General features: G+C 62.3%; 12 protein-coding genes. 5 read left to right on the top strand and 7 right to left on the bottom strand.

Going from position 1 to position 15,766, the window contains the following annotated elements:
- Window positions 1-104: 104 nt before the first annotated feature.
- Window positions 105-1,238, bottom strand: coding sequence for a 2-aminoethylphosphonate--pyruvate transaminase (locus PHO31112_RS00150; RefSeq protein ID WP_150618644.1), 1,134 nt, complete (start codon window positions 1,236-1,238; stop codon window positions 105-107).
- Window positions 1,239-1,717: 479 nt separating this feature from the next.
- On the opposite strand from PHO31112_RS00150, the gene PHO31112_RS00145 reads away from it, so the two are divergent.
- The 5 genes from PHO31112_RS00145 to PHO31112_RS00125 all read left to right on the top strand — a co-directional run bounded on the left by PHO31112_RS00145 (window position 1,718) and on the right by PHO31112_RS00125 (window position 8,017).
- Window positions 1,718-2,434: a phosphonate utilization associated transcriptional regulator gene (locus PHO31112_RS00145; protein WP_150618643.1), complete on the top strand. Its 717-nt coding sequence runs from the start codon at window positions 1,718-1,720 to the stop codon at window positions 2,432-2,434.
- A gap of 117 nt (window positions 2,435-2,551) precedes the next feature.
- Entirely contained in the window at window positions 2,552-3,805 is a 1,254-nt protein-coding gene (phnA, locus tag PHO31112_RS00140) for a phosphonoacetate hydrolase (RefSeq protein ID WP_150618642.1), read from the top strand.
- Window positions 3,806-3,908: 103 nt separating this feature from the next.
- Complete coding sequence (phnY, locus tag PHO31112_RS00135; RefSeq protein WP_150618641.1) at window positions 3,909-5,363, top strand: phosphonoacetaldehyde dehydrogenase; 1,455 nt, start codon at window positions 3,909-3,911, stop codon at window positions 5,361-5,363.
- Between the two features lie 337 nt (window positions 5,364-5,700).
- Window positions 5,701-7,509 (top strand): Na/Pi cotransporter family protein, encoded by a 1,809-nt coding sequence (locus PHO31112_RS00130; RefSeq protein ID WP_150618640.1) that lies wholly within the window; start codon window positions 5,701-5,703, stop codon window positions 7,507-7,509.
- Complete coding sequence (locus tag PHO31112_RS00125) at window positions 7,469-8,017, top strand: phosphonate degradation HD-domain oxygenase (protein ID WP_150618639.1); 549 nt, start codon at window positions 7,469-7,471, stop codon at window positions 8,015-8,017. Before PHO31112_RS00130 ends, PHO31112_RS00125 begins: the two co-directional genes overlap by 41 nt.
- 106 nt (window positions 8,018-8,123) lie before the next feature.
- On the opposite strand, the gene PHO31112_RS00120 is transcribed toward PHO31112_RS00125, so the two are convergent.
- From PHO31112_RS00120 to uvrA, 6 genes are all read right to left on the bottom strand, one after another.
- Entirely contained in the window at window positions 8,124-9,137 is a 1,014-nt protein-coding gene (locus PHO31112_RS00120; protein WP_150618638.1) for a hypothetical protein, read from the bottom strand.
- Between the two features lie 267 nt (window positions 9,138-9,404).
- Window positions 9,405-9,803 (bottom strand): RidA family protein, encoded by a 399-nt coding sequence (locus PHO31112_RS00115; protein ID WP_150618637.1) that lies wholly within the window; start codon window positions 9,801-9,803, stop codon window positions 9,405-9,407.
- A complete protein-coding gene (locus PHO31112_RS00110; RefSeq protein ID WP_150618636.1) occupies window positions 9,800-10,780 on the bottom strand; it encodes a threo-3-hydroxy-L-aspartate ammonia-lyase in 981 nt (326 codons plus the stop codon). Before PHO31112_RS00110 ends, PHO31112_RS00115 begins: the two co-directional genes overlap by 4 nt.
- Entirely contained in the window at window positions 10,777-11,451 is a 675-nt protein-coding gene (locus tag PHO31112_RS00105; RefSeq protein ID WP_150618635.1) for a helix-turn-helix transcriptional regulator, read from the bottom strand. Before PHO31112_RS00105 ends, PHO31112_RS00110 begins: the two co-directional genes overlap by 4 nt.
- A gap of 111 nt (window positions 11,452-11,562) precedes the next feature.
- Window positions 11,563-12,591, bottom strand: a complete 1,029-nt coding sequence (locus PHO31112_RS00100; protein ID WP_150618634.1) for an AI-2E family transporter — start codon at window positions 12,589-12,591, stop codon at window positions 11,563-11,565.
- Between the two features lie 50 nt (window positions 12,592-12,641).
- The gene (uvrA, locus tag PHO31112_RS00095) at window positions 12,642-15,506 is read right to left on the bottom strand and encodes an excinuclease ABC subunit UvrA (RefSeq protein ID WP_150618633.1); all 2,865 of its coding nucleotides are present in this window, start codon (window positions 15,504-15,506) and stop codon (window positions 12,642-12,644) included.
- Window positions 15,507-15,766: the final 260 nt, after the last annotated feature.

The raw sequence follows: 15,766 nt of genomic DNA, 5'->3' as shown, positions 1-15,766 counted from the left end.
GCATCGTCGGTGGAAATGACTGGTTTCGGACGATTCCCTACATTGGCGGAAATCATCGAAGATGGGCGACCGCGTAGGCCACCCGTTGTCTTGCCGCTGGCGTCCTACGCGGCACGCGTGAGTGGCGCCACTTGCCGAATACCGAGCGACGCCAGCGACTGCGCAATTGCCGTGACGACGTTGCGCATCTCGTTGTCGTCGATGGCGCCGATACAGCCGACGCGGAACGTCTCGATCTGCGTGAGCTTGCCCGGATAGAGGATGTAGCCGCGCTCGCGCACGGCCGTGTAAAACGCCTTGAAATCGTACTTGCTGTCGGCAGGTGCATGAAACGTCACGATGACAGGCGCCTGGACTTCCGGCGCAAGGAACGGACGAAAGCCCAACGAGGCCATCCCGTCGATCAACGTGCGACAGTTCTTCCGGTAACGCTCGCCGCGTACCGCCTGTCCCCCTTCGGTCAGGAACTGATCGACGGCCGCGCGCAATGCAGCGACGACATGCGTGGGCGGTGTGAAGCGCCATTGCATGGTCTTCTGCATATAGGCGTACTGGTCGTGCAGATCCATCGCCAGCGAATGGCTGTTGCCGGCGCTAGCCTCCAGCACCCACTTCCTGGCGATCACGAAGCCCATGCCCGGCACGCCTTCGAGGCACTTGCCGCTCGCGGCGATGAGGGCATCGAACGGCATCGACCGCACGTCGATCTCGACCGCGCCAAACGAACTCATGGCGTCGACGATAAGTCCCTTGCCATGCTTCTGGCAGACCCGTGCGATGTCGGCGAGCGGATTGAGTACCCCTGCACCGGTTTCCAGATGCACCTGCGCAACGTGCGTGATAGACGGGTCCCGCGTGAGCATGTCGTCGATGGCGGCGGCGCCGGCTGCCTGATCTTCGGGGATGGGCAGTGCGACGGCGTCGCGTCCCAGATAGCGGCAGATTTTCAGAATGCGTTGGCAGTACGCGCCGTTATCGGGCACGAGAATGCGCGCGCCGCGGGGCGTGAGCGTGCCGATGGCCGCTTCGACGGAGAACGTGCCCGAGCCTTGCAGCGGCACGCAGACATAGTCGTCGCCGCCATGCACGACGTCTACCAGATCGCGGCACAGCGAGGCCGTGATGCAGTTGAATTGGGCGTCCCACGAGCCCCAATCGTGCAGCATGGCCTGTCGGGTCGCCGGCGACGTGGTGAGCGGGCCGGGGGTGAGCAGAATCGGTTCCTGACCGAGAATCATGAGCGCCTCCTATCAAGCAGGAAAACAAGCTAGGGAAGTGACAACACTGTCGACCTTCGTGTTGCGACCGGCATGAGCTGCCTGGTGAGCGCAGCGGTAGCACGCATGGCGCAGTGTTCTGTGCGGCAAACGTCTCTTATGAGGCAATGTGTTGCATATTATTGGCAATTTATGTCTTTTTATTGAAGGTGACAATCTTTGTCATCGGTTCGTCAAATACCTTTAATAGTATGGAGATCGTTGATTAAGATAGCGTTTTATCGCTTGTTGCGGCGGCTCCTCCGGCGATGTTGAAAAACTCACCCGCCAAGTTAGACATAGTTTGTTGACAATATACAAACGATCATGTTTGAATGTTGAACAACAAAAATAGTCACGTAATGCCACAAATCGCCAAGTTCACTTGTCGAAGCAATTTGGCGTTTTGGGTGGCTGGCGGTACGCGATAGCGTCAGCGTTCAGAGATAAGGAAGACCGGTATGACCCACAAGCCCACGTCGCCCACGGCAATCGAGTTGTTGCAGAGCCAGTCGCTCACCACGCTGGTCCAGCATGAGATCGAGCGCCAGATCGTCGCGGGCACGCTCACGCCCGGCACCAAGCTCAACGAGATCGAGGTGGCCGGCCGTCTGGGTGTGTCGCGCGGTCCGGTGCGCGAGGCATTTCGTGCGCTGGAAGAGGCGGGGTTGCTGCGCACGGAGAAGAATCGCGGCGTGTTCGTGCGAGCCATTTCGCTGGAAGAGGCGGAAGAGATTTACACGTTGCGTGGTGTGCTCGACGAATACGTGAGCCGCACGCTGGCCGAGACGATCACGTCCGAGCAACTCACCCGGTTGCGCGAATCGGTCGAAGCGATGCATCGTGCGGTGGCGTCGGGCGACAGCGAAGCGTACTACCAATTGAACGTGTCGTTTCACGATTCGCTCGTCGAGATGGCCGGCAACCGCACGTTGCTTGAAACCTACCGGCGGCTGGTCAAGGAGTTGAGCTTGTTCCGTCACGAAGCCTTGACGGGCGATACGACCGCGCCGCCGAAGTCGGAGCGCGAGCACCGCGACATCGTGAGCGCGATTGCCTCGCGCGATCCCGAGCGGGCAGCGCAGGTCACGCGAGAGCATCTGGCGCGCGGCCGGGCCCGCATCCGCGACGCACTCTCGCGGGCGCCGGGTGCCCCGGCGCGGGCGAAGGCCGGCTAAGTGTCGCCCGACGGTCGGTGAAATGGATGTCTTGTTGAATATCAGGCCGCCGCGCGGGCATCGTATCGAAGACGATGTCAGCGGCGGTCAACCCAGTTGCGTTTGAGGAGGCCCGACGTGAGCCAGTCCGTGCAGATCCAGGTGAACGGCCGCCAGTACCGGCTGCCGCAACAGCCGACCGTCATCGTGTGTGTCGACGGCTGTCAGTTCGAGTATCTCGAAGCCGCTGCTGCGGCAGGTGTTGCGCCGTACCTGAAGCATCTGCTGAACGAAGGCGCGGTCTTCCAGGGCGACTGTGTCGTGCCGTCGTTCACCAACCCGAACAATCTGTCGATCGTGACCGGTGTGCCCCCTGCCGTGCACGGCATCTGCGGTAATTACTTCTTCGACCCGGCCGCCGACGGTGGTCGCGGCGCGGAAGTTATGATGAACGACCCGGCCTATTTGCGTGTCGGCACCGTGCCGGCGGCCGCCGCCGATGCGGGCGCGAGCGTCGCGGTCGTGACCGCCAAGGACAAGCTGCGCAAGTTGCTCGGCCATCGCATGAAAGGCATCTGCTTCTCGTCGGAAAGGTCCGATCAGGTCACGCTCGCCGAGAACGGTATCGAAGACGTGCTGGGTCTCGTTGGCATGCCGGTGCCCGACGTCTACAGCGCGGCACTCTCCGAGTTTGTGTTCGCCGCAGGCGTTCGCCTGCTCGAGACGCGTCAGATCGACCTGATGTATCTCTCGACGACGGATTACGTTCAGCACAAGTGGGCGCCGGGTACGCAGGGCGCGAACGACTTCTACGCGATGATGGACAAGTACCTGCGCCGCATGGACGAACTGGGCGCGGTCATCGGCCTGACGGCCGATCACGGCATGAACGCCAAGCACGATCCCAAGACCGGTCAGCCCAACGTCATTTATTTGCAGGATCTGCTCGACGACTGGCTTGGCAAGGGAGTGGAAGCCGGTGGTGCGCGCGTGATTCTGCCGATTACCGATCCGTACGTGGTGCATCACGGCGCGCTGGGATCGTTCGCCACGATCTATCTGCCGCGCGACGTGGATCGCGACGCCGTCCGCCAGCGCATTGCCGCGCTGCCCGGCATCGAGGTCGTGCTCACCAATGCGCAAGCATGTGCGCGCTTCGAACTGCCGCCCGACCGCGTGGGCGATCTCGTCGTCGTGAGCGGTCAATCGGTGGTGCTGGGCACGAGTGCGAGCCGTCACGATCTGACCGGTCTCACGGTGCCGCTGCGCTCGCACGGCGGGATCTCGGAACAGACGGTGCCGCTGCTCTTTAACCGGAAGACGGAAGGTATTCCGGGTAAGGCGCGGCTACGCAACTTCGACATTCTCGACGTCGCGCTCAATCACGTTTGAGCCCGCGCCGCGAGGATCTGCCAATGAGAACCAACGGTGCGCAAACCTCAGAACATTGGCGTCGCCGGGCCCCTGTCCCGTTGGATATGCAGTGGAGAACCCCATGAACGCGCCGCACAAGCTGTCTCCCGAGTTCCGCACCGAAGCGCTTCGCATCGGTGGCGAGAAAGTGACCCGCGAACGCATCATCGAAGTCTTCAACCCGTACTCGGGCGATCTGGTCGGCACGGTGCCGAAGGCCTCGCTCGACGACGTGCGCCGCGCGTTCTCGATTGCCAAACAGTACCGCTCGACACTCACTCGCTTCGAGCGCGCCAACGTCCTCGATAAGGCCGCGGCGCTGCTGCGTGGGCGTGCTGCCGAGGCGGCCGCGATCATCACGATGGAGTCGGGGCTGTGCAAGAAAGATGCCGTCTACGAGATCGGGCGCGTGGCCGATGTTCTCGGCTTCGCCGCCGGCGAGGCGCTCAAGGACGACGGTCAGGCTTTCTCTTGCGACCTCACGCCGCATGGCAAGAAGCGTCGCGTGGTCACGCAGCGCGAGCCGCTGCTGGGAGCGATTTCGGCCATCACACCGTTCAATCATCCGATGAATCAGGTCGCGCACAAGGTGGCGCCGTCAATTGCGACCAACAACCGGATGGTGCTCAAGCCGTCGGAGAAAGTGCCGCTCTCGGCGTTTTATCTGGCCGACACGCTTTACGAAGCCGGTCTGCCGCCGGAGATGCTTCAGGTCATCACGGGCGATCCGATGGAGATTGCCGACGAGATGATCACGAACGAGAACGTCGACATGATTACGTTTACGGGCGGTGTGTCGATCGGCAAATACATCGCGTCGAAGGCGGGTTATCGTCGCATCGTGCTGGAGCTGGGGGGCAACGACCCGCTGATCGTGATGGAAGATGCGGACCTTGAGCGCGCTGCGGATCTCGCGGTGCAGGGCTCGTACAAGAATTCGGGGCAGCGCTGCACGGCGGTCAAGCGGATGCTCGTGCACCGTGACGTTGCGGCACGCTTCACCGAACTGGTCGTGGAGAAGACCCTCGCCTGGAAGTACGGCGATCCGGCCGATGGGGCGAACGACATGGGCACGGTCATCGACGAAGCGGCGGCCCGTCTGTTCGAGGCGCGCGTGACTGAGGCGGTTTCGCAGGGAGCCCGTTTGCTCGTGGGCAACAAGCGCGATGGCGCGCTGTACTCGCCCACCGTCATCGATCGTGTCGATCCGTCAATGACCGTCGTGCGTGAAGAAACCTTCGGGCCGGTGTCGCCGATCCTCACGTTCGGCAGCATCGACGAAGCCATCGCCATGTCGAACGGCACGGCATTCGGTCTGTCATCGGGGGTGTGTACGAACCGCCTCGACTACGTCACGCGTTTCACCAACGAGCTTCAGGTGGGAACGGTCAATGTCTGGGAGGTGCCGGGATATCGCATCGAACTGACGCCTTTTGGCGGTATCAAAGATTCCGGTCTGGGCTACAAGGAAGGTGTGCAGGAAGCGATGAAGAGCTTCACCAACACCAAAACCTTTACGCTGCCGTGGGGAATCTGAGGTCGAATTCAGGATGCGACAGCGGCGGCCGGGGGACGATGAAACGGGCTGGAAGGGGGCGCTGCACGGCCGGTCGGCTCGGCCTGTCCCCCTTACGCAACAAGGCTTAGCAGAATCAGAAAAAAAATTGTGACAAATTGATGACACGATTGTTGCAATGGTCGTTTTGGTGTACGGTGTGTCGATTGGGGATACGCATGACGCGTGAACTTCATACGCATCCCGACGCCAGTGTTGGACTGACGCGGGATGCCGGTTTGGCAAACCAGTGGGTGCGTCATGTCGGCGGCGCGAAGCGCTGCCTGTCCCGTCGACAATAAGATCACGGAACACTGGCATGCTGACACTGCTCAACCTTCTCTCCGGCGTGGCGATGCTGATCTGGGGTACGCACATCGTGCGTACCGGGGTCCTGCGCGTCTACGGTGCCGACTTGCGGCGCATTCTGTCGCACAGCATCTCGAATCGCTTCCTCGCGTTCGCGGCGGGGGTGCTCGTGACGGGCCTCGTGCAGAGCAGCAACGCGACGGCACTTATCGTCTCCTCGTTCGGCGCGCAGGGTCTGATCTCGCTGGCCCCCGCACTGTCGATCATGCTCGGTGCGGACGTCGGCACGGCGCTCATGGCGCGGATACTGACGTTCGATCTGCGCTGGCTCTCGCCGCTGCTGATTTTCTTCGGCGTCATCTTTTTCCTGTCGCGCAAACAGACCCGCGCGGGTCAACTTGGCCGCGTGTCGATTGGACTGGGCCTGATTATTCTGGCGTTGCAACTGATCGTGGGCGCCACCACGCCGATGACCGAAGCGGCGGGCGTGAAGGTGCTGTTCGGCTCGCTGACGGGCGACGTGATGCTCGATACGCTCATCGGCGCGCTTTTTGCCATGGTGTCGTATTCGAGTCTGGCGGCGGTGCTGCTCACGGCGACGCTGGCATCGTCGGGTGTGATTTCGCTCAAGGTGGCGCTGTGCCTGGTGATCGGCGCGAATCTGGGCAGCGGCATGCTCGCCATGCTGACCTCGGCCGGACAGAACGCGGCGGGGCGTCGGGTGGTCTTCGGCAGCCTGCTCTTCAAGTTGATCGGCTGCCTGCTCGTGCTGCCGTTCGTCGACTATGCGCCGATGCTCGTGAACTGGCTCTCGGACGCCCCCGCACAAGCCGTCGTCAACTTCCATGTGCTCTACAACCTGGTGCGCTGCGTGGTGTTCCTCGCGTTCACCGAGCCGATGGCGCGCCTGTGCGTGCGTCTGCTCGCCGACAAGCCGGAAGCCGACGGTGTGACACGTGCGCGCCACCTGGATGAGAGTGCGTTGGAGATGCCGTCGGTGGCGCTGGCCAATGCAACGCGCGAAACGTTGCGCATGGGCGATATCGTCGAGCAGATGCTCAATGGTTTGCTCGATGTCATTCGCAGCAACGACGTGGCACGGGCACGCGAGACGCGCCGGATGGACGATGACGTCGACCATCTCTATACCGCGGTGAAGATGTACCTCACGCGCGTGTCGCGCGAGAACCTGAGCGAGCAGGACAGCCGGCGCTGGACGGACATCATCTCGCTCACGATCAATCTGGAGCATGCGGGCGATATCATCGAGCGCATGGTGACGGAAGTCGAGGAGAAGAAAATCTCGCACAAACTGTCGTTCTCCGAGGCGGGGTTGCAGGAAATCTGCGACATGCACGCGCGTCTGGTGACGAACCTGCAACTCGGGTTGTCGGTGTTCCTGAACACGGACCTCAAGAGTGCGCAGCGGCTCATGGCCGAGAAGGAGAGCTTTCGCGATCTGGAGCGCGCCTATTCGTACACGCACCTGAACCGTTTGGCGGGCCAGTCGGTGCAGAGTATCGAGACAAGTTCGCTGCATCTGGACATCATCAGCGACATGAAGCGTCTTAATTCGCTGTTCTGCTCGACGGCGTACCCGGTGCTCGACGACGCCGGCGCATTGCGCAAGAGCCGCATGCGAGACAAGCCGAAGGACGGCAAGGAGATGAAGGACACCAAGACACCGAAGGAAACGAAAGTGTCGAAGCTGGCGGCGCTTGCCGATGTCGCGGCGGCCGCTGCCCCAAGTTCTCGCGACGATAACGAGAGTTCACACGATGGCCCTGAGCCTGCCGGACATCCGCACCCTGTTCGATAAATTCGGCTCGCTTGCCTACAGCGGCGAGCCTGTCACCCAACTGGAGCACGCGCTGCAAAGCGGCGCGCTCGCCGAGCGCGAAGGCGCCGACGAGGCGCTCGTCGCGGCCAGTTTCCTCCACGATCTCGGCCATCTGCTCAATCTTCAGGGCGAAACACCCACCGAGCGCGGCATCGACGATCTGCACCAGTACTTCGCGTTGCCTTTCCTGCGTCCGTTGTTCAGCGACGCGGTGCTCGATCCGATTCGTCTGCACGTAGACGCCAAGCGTTGTCTGTGCGCCATCGATCCCGAGTATTACGGCAAGCTCTCGGCCGATTCGGTGCGCAGTCTGGCATTGCAGGGCGGAGTATTCAGTGATGACGAGGCGGAGACGTTTCTCGCTCGTGAGCACGCCGGGGCGGCGCTTCGGTTGCGTCGCTGGGACGATCGGGCAAAGGTTGCCGGCATGGCGACGCCGTCGCTCGATCACTACATGAAGGTGTTGGAACGGGTGACGCTGCAGTAAGGGCGGGACGCGCTGACGTGCAGAAAGCCGCAGCAGTGCGCCGATTCATTGACCGGGGAGGGCGCGGCCCTCCCCGACGTGATGACCGAGTGCGTTTGCGTGGCAACTACTGAGGCAGACGCGCACGCCAGCCAGCAGGAAGCAACTTCAGCACGACGGCGCGCGCAGGGCGCCAGAGTGCGGACAACAGCAACAGCGCGCCTCCCACAACGACGGCGACCACCGCCAGCGCATGTGTGGCTGCCGAAGTCACGACAACGCTCAGAATCGCACTGATCACATACAGCAGCGACGACATCATCAGCGCGCGGCGATCGATAGCGAGCGATATACCGGTCAGCAGTACAAAGACGGCGATGACGGCGATCGGATAGCCGGGCATGAGCGCCCAGAAGATCGGGTGCGTGACCATGCAGGCGGCGAGCAGGTGTAGCCAGAAGGCGACGTCCGAGCGGATGGTCTTACGTTGCGGGTCTTGCGCATCCCAGCGCAGCGCCCAGACGAAGATGGCGAGACCGGCGACGATGTTCGCCACCCGCATCGGGCCGATATAGTCCTGGCCGGCAACGAGAACGAGGAACCACGTCAGGCAGACCGCACCGCCAACCCCCAATGCGATGGTGGCCGGTACCCGAAAGCGTCGCCAATAAGTCACGGCGCCGATGGCGATGCCGACGTAGCTCGCAACCAGCTGCGGAAGGTACCACGCGAGCCCTCTGGTTTCGATGTGCACGTCGGAAGCGCCGCTGTACCCATGCATCGCGGGGATTGCCGCAAAGCCGGCGCAGGCGAGCGCGGCAATGAACCCGAAACTATAGAAAAGTGCGGGCAACGCCATGCGGCGGCGCCGCACGAAGACTTCAGACAGTCCCCAGAACAGGGCTGCACAAATCAGTGCGATGAGCCATGGCGGCAGGGTGTTCGTCAGCCACACCGTGCCGAACACGAGCAGCGCCGACGCCACCACGACGAATACGTCGTTGAAGCTCGTGATCAACTGCATGGGTTCGTCGTCGGCCATCGGCCGCGGCGTTGTATGGGCGCTTTCCGGCGATATCGACATGTCCGGCGCGGGCGTGGGGTCGGCAGAATCTTGGGGGGAGATGGGAGGAGTCGTCATGGGCAATCAGAATTGACCAACGTCGACGGTCGCGACTTTGTATCGTGCCGCGACCCAGCGCAGACGCCAGTTTCTCAAAAGCCCCTAGCGTAGCGGGGTTTTCCGTAGATGGCTATGTGCGGGGGGCTTCTTTTGCTTCTACATGTAACCTTTTGGGAAGCAGTTCCCTCAATCGCCGCGATATGCGCCCTTTTTTTGGGGGAGGGCATATCACGACGAGGGCGGTACGGGCACTGCGCTAACGCTCACGGAGACGACACCCTGTCGTCACCCCGCCAACGCTGTCGCCTCGATCTCCACCGCGACGCCGTGGCTGAGTGCGGGCACCGGCACGACGGCGCGAGCGGGTTTCGCGTCGCCCGCCCAGGCGGCGTAGACCTCGTTGAACGGCCCCCAATCGTCGACGTTCGTGATGTACACGCGCACCTGCACCAGCCGATCGATACGTGTGCCGCAAGCGGCAAGAATTGCCGCAACGTTATCCAGTGCCTGTTTCGCCTGCACCGCGAACGGCGCGCCGACGAGGCGTTCGCCCTCCGGCGTGATCGGCAACTGTCCCGACACGAACACGAAGCCGCCCGCGCACACGCCATGCGAATAGTGACCGCGCGGCGGTTGCAGCGCCGGTACGTTGACCGCTTCGATACCACGTTTCTGTGCGCTCATACGGCCTCCCCGAGCGTGAGTTTGGCGAAGCGTTCCATATCGATGTTGCCGCCCGACACGATGACGCCCACGCGCTTGCCTCGCACATCCAATTTGCCTTGCAGAACTGCCGCCGCAGCCAGGCAGCCCGTCGGCTCGACCACGATCTTCATGCGGCTGGCGAAGAACGTCATCGTCTGCACCAGTTCGTTATCGGTTACGGTCAGGATATCGTCCACGAGCGAGCGAATCACCGGGAACGTAAGCGCGCCGAGATGCTGGGTTTGCGCACCGTCTGCAATCGTGCGCGGCGTCTCGATGTGCACGATCTTGCCCGCGCGAAAACTCTGCTGAGCATCGTTGGCCGCTTCCGGCTCGACACCAAAAATCTCGATCTCGGGATTCAGCGCGCGCGCTGCGATCGCACTACCCGAGAGCAGTCCGCCGCCGCCGAGACACACCACGAGGGTGTCCAGCTCGCCCACGTCTTCGATCAACTCCTTGGTTGCCGTGCCCTGTCCCGCCATGACATGCGGATGGTCGTACGGCGGAATCAACGTCATGCCGCGCTCCTGCGCCAGCCGCCTGGAAAGCGCTTCGCGATCTTCCTTGTAGCGATCGAAAAGAATGACCTCCGCGCCATAGCCACGTGTCGCGTCGATCTTCATCTGCGGCGCATCTTGCGGCATCAGGATCACTGCGGGCACGCCCAGTTCGCGCGCCGAGAGTGCAATCGCCTGCGCATGATTGCCAGACGAGAATGCCAGCACCCCGCCGCGTTTTTGCTCGGCCGTGAATTGCGAGATCGCGTTGAACGCCCCGCGAAACTTGAAGGCGCCCATGCGCTGGAAATTCTCCGCCTTGAAAAACAGGCTGGCGCCGGTCATGGCGTTGGCGGTGCGCGACGTGAGCACCGGCGTGCGATGCGCGGCTTCGCGAATCCGGTCGTGGGCGGCGACGACGTCGCCATAAGTGATTGCCAGAGGAGGAGCGGTCATGATGCGTCTTTCGGGTCGGAGAGGTAGGTGTAGACGGTTGAGCGGGCGATACCCAACGCACGTGCGACTTCGGCGTGAGCGTGACGCAGGTCGAGCAGGCCGCGGGCTTCGATGAGACGGATGGCCTCGCGACGTTGCGCGAGCGTCAGGCCCTGCGGGGTCGTGTTGCGCTGCGCGGCAAAGTCGGTGATGAGTGGGGAGATGTCGTCGAGCCGCCGGCTGGAAAGCGTCTCGCGAACCGGCGTCGGGGCGCGATTCGGTACGTTCACCAATTGCTGCATGCTGGCCGCCGCTGCGGTGAGCATCGAGATGTCCATGTTCAGGCAGATGGCCGCGACGTACTCGCCGCTGCTGTTCTTCAGCCCGATGGACGTGCTCTTGACCGGTCGTCCGTCCGGAAACCGGTTCGCATAGTTCGCGATGACCTCGGGAAACGCCGGATCGGCGATGCGCGCAAGCCCCATCTCCGTGACGGCATCACCCGGCTTGCGCCCCGACAAATTGTTGGAGATTGCCACAATGGCGTGGTCGGGATCGGTCAGGTCGTGCAGCACTACTTCGACGAGCGGCGCGAACGTCTGGCCGAGCGCCTCGACGATCTTGCGCCCTTCGCGCAACAACAGCGTGTTCTCGTCGAGCTTGCCCGTGGCGGGAGATTTGGCAGATTTCATGATTTGACATTATGTCGATCAATGACGAAATGTCAAATTTCGGCCAAAAAAATCGCCCGGTGTCCTTCTGCCTCGGGTGGAGGCAGCGGACAGGGGGCGACCGGGGTGCGCTCAGACGAGTTCTTTTTCCGCCAGTTCGCTCTTGATGTATCCGTAATAGATCGGTGCGGCGATAAGCCCTGGCAGCCCGAATGCCGCTTCCATCACGATCATGGCCAGCAGCAGTTCCCACGCGCGGGACTGGATCTGCGTGCCGACGATACGGGCGTTGAGGAAGTATTCGAACTTGTGAATCACGATCAGGAAGACCAGCGCCGTGATGGCCACATACAGCGACACCGACAGACCCAGCACCACGATGAACGTGTTCGAGATCAGATTGCCCACGACCGGCAGCAGCCCGACGACGAACGTCACCACGATCATCGTCTTGCGTAGCGGAAGGTGAATGTCGAACAGCGGCAGCACGCCGATCAGAAAGATTGCGGTAAAGACGGTATTGATCGCCGAAATCTTCACCTGCGCGAACACGATGCGGCGAAAGGCATCGCCAAACAGCGTGACCCGGCGCGTGAGCGCGGCCGCGAGCGGACGCATGCTGTGCACGGGCCGGATGGTGGAGAGCGCCACGAGGGCACCGAGCACAAGGCCCACCACGATGTGCACCATCGCGTTGAGCGCTTCCTTGCCAACCAGCGACATCTCCTGCGTGTGGTCTTTCAGGTAGCCGGTGATCGACTGGTGAATGTCGTCAATGTCGGCGGGCAGCCGTGCGGTGATCCATGCAGGCAACTGCGCACGCGCCTGCTCGACGACTTCCATCATCCTGCCGTTGATGTGCTGCAAGTGGCCCGCATCGCTGCGGAAGAACGTGATGATGCCGAAAATGAGCGCGGTCATCAGCGCGACGATCACCGCCGACAGCAGGGCAACGGCAACCAGCCGTGCGCGCTCGCTGGAGATACGCAGTTCCAAGCGTGGCCCGAGCACATGCACGAGTTGATAAACGACCATTCCCGAGAGCACCACCGAAAGCAGGTGAATGCTCAGAATTAGCCAGAGGGCCACGGCGGCGAAGACATAACTCGCCAGTTCGATCCAGAAATTCCGATCCGGATTCCAGCCAGAGCGCGGTTCCATGCAATGACGTCCTTCAAAAAAGCGATGCCGTGACGGCTTGGCAGTGCGTCTTACTTCTCGTGCTTGAGCAGTGGGGCGAGGTACTTGCCGGTGAAGCTGGCCTTGTTCGCCGCCACTTGCTCGGGCGTACCCTGTGCAATGATCTGACCGCCGCCCGCGCCGCCTTCCGGCCCGAGATCGATCACCCAATCCGCCGTTTTGATCACGTCCAGATTGTGTTCGATGATGACGACAGTATTGCCCTGATCGCGCAGCCTGTGAATCACCGTCAGCAGCAGCTCGATATCGTGAAAATGCAGCCCGGTTGTCGGTTCATCAAGGATATAGAGCGTCCGGCCAGTGTCGCGCTTGGAGAGTTCGAGCGAGAGTTTTACCCGCTGCGCCTCGCCGCCCGAGAGTGTGGTGGCCGACTGGCCGAGGCGAATGTAGCCCAGACCCACGTCGAGCAGCGTCTTGAGCTTGCGCGCCACGACCGGAACAGGCTTGAAGAACTCATGCGCCTGCTCGACCGTCATGTCGAGCACTTCCGAGATATTGCGGCCCTTGTACTGCACTTCCAGCGTTTCGCGGTTGTAGCGCTTGCTGTGACAGACGTCGCAAGGCACGTACACGTCCGGTAGAAAGTGCATTTCGACCTTGATGACGCCGTCGCCCTGACAGGCTTCGCAGCGTCCGCCCTTCACGTTGAACGAGAAGCGGCCCGGATCGTAGCCGCGTTCCTTGGCTGCGGGCACGCCGGCGAAGAGTTCACGAATCGGCGTGAACACGCCCGTATAAGTGGCCGGGTTCGAGCGTGGCGTGCGTCCGATGGGGGACTGGTCGACGTTGATGACCTTGTCGAAGTGTTCCAGCCCTTCGATCTGGTCATACGGTGCAGGCTCGGCCGATGACCCATAGAGGTGGCGCGCGATGGCGTGATACAGCGTGTCGTTGATCAGCGTCGATTTGCCCGAGCCGGACACGCCCGTCACGCAGGTCAGCAAGCCGACCGGCAGATCCAGATTGACGCTCTTGAGGTTGTTGCCCGTCGCATCGAAAATCCGCAGACGTTCCTCGCGCGGCGCGTGGCGCTGCGCCGGCACTTCGATGCGTCGCACCCCCGACAGGTACTGCCCGGTCAGCGACTCCGGCGTTTGCTCGATCTGCGCGGGGCTGCCTTGGGCAATCACCGTCCCGCCGTGAATGCCCGCGCCGAGCCCCATGTCGACGACGTAGTCGCTCGCGAGAATCATGTCCTCGTCGTGCTCGACCACGATCACCGAGTTGCCGAGATCGCGCAGATGCTTGAGCGTGCCGATCAGACGATCGTTGTCGCGCTGATGCAGCCCGATGGACGGCTCGTCGAGCACATACATCACGCCGGTCAGCCCTGAGCCGATTTGCGATGCGAGACGGATACGCTGCGCTTCGCCGCCCGAGAGCGTATCGGCGCTGCGCTCCAGCGAAAGATAGTCGAGACCGACGTTATTCAGGAACGTGAGACGCGCGACGATTTCCTTCACGATCTTGTCGGCGATCTCGCGCTTGGCGCCGTGCAACACCAATTCGTGGAAGTAACCGAGCGTTTCGCGCAGCGGCAGATTGCCGATCTCATAGATCGCGCGCGCTTGCGGGCCTTCGCCCACCTTCACGAAACGGGCTTCGCGGCGCAGGCGGCTGCCCTCGCAATCGGGGCAGGCGCGGTTGTTCTGATACTTGGCGAGTTCTTCGCGCACCGCGACGGAATCGGTTTCGCGATAACGCCGTTCCAGATTCGGAATGATGCCCTCGAACGCATGCTCGCGCACCGACGTGCGGCCTTTCTCGTTCACATAGGTGAAGGGAATGGTCTGCTCGCCTGAGCCGTAGAGCACGATTTTCTGCGTGTCTTCCGGCAGGTCCTCGAAAGCGGTATCGACATCGAAGTCGTAGAACGCCGCGAGGCTTTGCAGCATCTGGAAGTAAAACTGATTGCGACGATCCCAACCCTTGATCGCGCCGGACGCGAGCGAGAGCGCCGGGAAGGCGACGACGCGCTTCGGATCGAAAAACGTCATCTGGCCCAGACCGTCGCAGGTCGGGCAGGCGCCCATCGGATTGTTGAACGAGAACAGGCGCGGCTCGAGTTCCTGCAACGAATACGAGCACACGGGGCACGCGAACTTCGAACTGAAGACGTGTTCCTTGTCGGTATCCATTTCCAGCGCAATGGCGCGGCCATCGGCCAGACGCAGCGCCGTTTCGAACGATTCCGCCAGACGCTGCTTCAAATCGGCGCGCACCTTCACGCGGTCGATCACCACGTCGACCGAGTGCTTTTCCGTCTTCTTGAGCTTGGGCAGGGCGTCGATGTCGTACACGCGCGCGCGGCCTTCATTGGCGGCGCCTCCCCCGGAGCGGATGCGAAAGCGCACGAAACCCTGGGCCTGCATCGACTCGAACAGGTCGGCGTGCTCTCCTTTGCGATCGACGACGATCGGCGCGAGGATCATGAGCTTGGTGTCTTCCGGCAGCGCAAGCACCGCGTCGACCATTTGCGAGACGCTCTGGGATTCGAGCGCCAACCCGTGGTCGGGGCAGTAAGGTGTGCCGACGCGGGCGTAGAGCAGACGCAGGTAATCGTGGATTTCCGTGACCGTGCCGACCGTCGAACGCGGGTTATGCGACGTGGCCTTCTGTTCGATGGAGATCGCCGGCGAGAGACCTTCGATCAGATCGACGTCAGGCTTCTCCATCAGTTGCAGGAACTGACGCGCGTACGCCGACAGACTCTCGACGTAGCGCCGCTGACCTTCCGCGTAAAGCGTGTCGAAGGCGAGCGACGATTTGCCGGAGCCGGACAGGCCGGTGATCACCACGAGCTGGTGACGCGGCAAGTCGAGATTGACGTTCTTGAGGTTGTGGGTACGAGCCCCACGAATACGAATGGTTTCCATTGACGGTTCCGGGTCGTCGCCGAGGAATCCGCGCGGCGAATTGTCGCGGGGCGGGTTCCGGCCCCCAAGAGTGTCCGAGTTTCCCGGGACGCCGGACCGAGTCGGCTCGGCGTTGGCCGGTGTCGACGCGACTGGCGGCGGGAGCGGTCGGACGGGCCGCTGGGGGGGAAATCCGGGCGGCTAAACCTGCTAATATACCTAAGTTTGATTGCCGGGGCTGAACCTGCTGACAGGCGGTCTCGGGCGGCATACCGCACAAG

Source organism: Pandoraea horticolens (genome assembly GCF_902459555.1).
Classification (GTDB): domain Bacteria; phylum Pseudomonadota; class Gammaproteobacteria; order Burkholderiales; family Burkholderiaceae; genus Pandoraea; species Pandoraea horticolens.
Note: the sequence above shows the minus strand (reverse complement) of the source record. Positions and strands in the feature narration are given on the sequence as shown.

Bases quoted from the DNA above. Each gene is read 5' to 3' on its own strand.
- PHO31112_RS00115 (WP_150618637.1), bottom strand. From the start codon at position 9,803: ATGAGCGCACAGAAACGTGGTATCGAAGCGGTCAACGTACCGGCGCTG.
- PHO31112_RS00100 (WP_150618634.1), bottom strand. From the start codon at position 12,591: ATGGAACCGCGCTCTGGCTGGAATCCGGATCGGAATTTCTGGATCGAA.
- PHO31112_RS00145 (WP_150618643.1), top strand. From the start codon at position 1,718: ATGACCCACAAGCCCACGTCGCCCACGGCAATCGAGTTGTTGCAGAGC.
- phnY (WP_150618641.1), top strand. From the start codon at position 3,909: ATGAACGCGCCGCACAAGCTGTCTCCCGAGTTCCGCACCGAAGCGCTT.
- uvrA (WP_150618633.1), bottom strand. From the start codon at position 15,506: ATGGAAACCATTCGTATTCGTGGGGCTCGTACCCACAACCTCAAGAAC.
- PHO31112_RS00125 (WP_150618639.1), top strand. From the start codon at position 7,469: ATGGCCCTGAGCCTGCCGGACATCCGCACCCTGTTCGATAAATTCGGC.
- PHO31112_RS00150 (WP_150618644.1), bottom strand. From the start codon at position 1,238: ATGATTCTCGGTCAGGAACCGATTCTGCTCACCCCCGGCCCGCTCACC.
- PHO31112_RS00130 (WP_150618640.1), top strand. From the start codon at position 5,701: ATGCTGACACTGCTCAACCTTCTCTCCGGCGTGGCGATGCTGATCTGG.
- PHO31112_RS00120 (WP_150618638.1), bottom strand. From the start codon at position 9,137: ATGACGACTCCTCCCATCTCCCCCCAAGATTCTGCCGACCCCACGCCC.
- PHO31112_RS00110 (WP_150618636.1), bottom strand. From the start codon at position 10,780: ATGACCGCTCCTCCTCTGGCAATCACTTATGGCGACGTCGTCGCCGCC.
- PHO31112_RS00105 (WP_150618635.1), bottom strand. From the start codon at position 11,451: ATGAAATCTGCCAAATCTCCCGCCACGGGCAAGCTCGACGAGAACACG.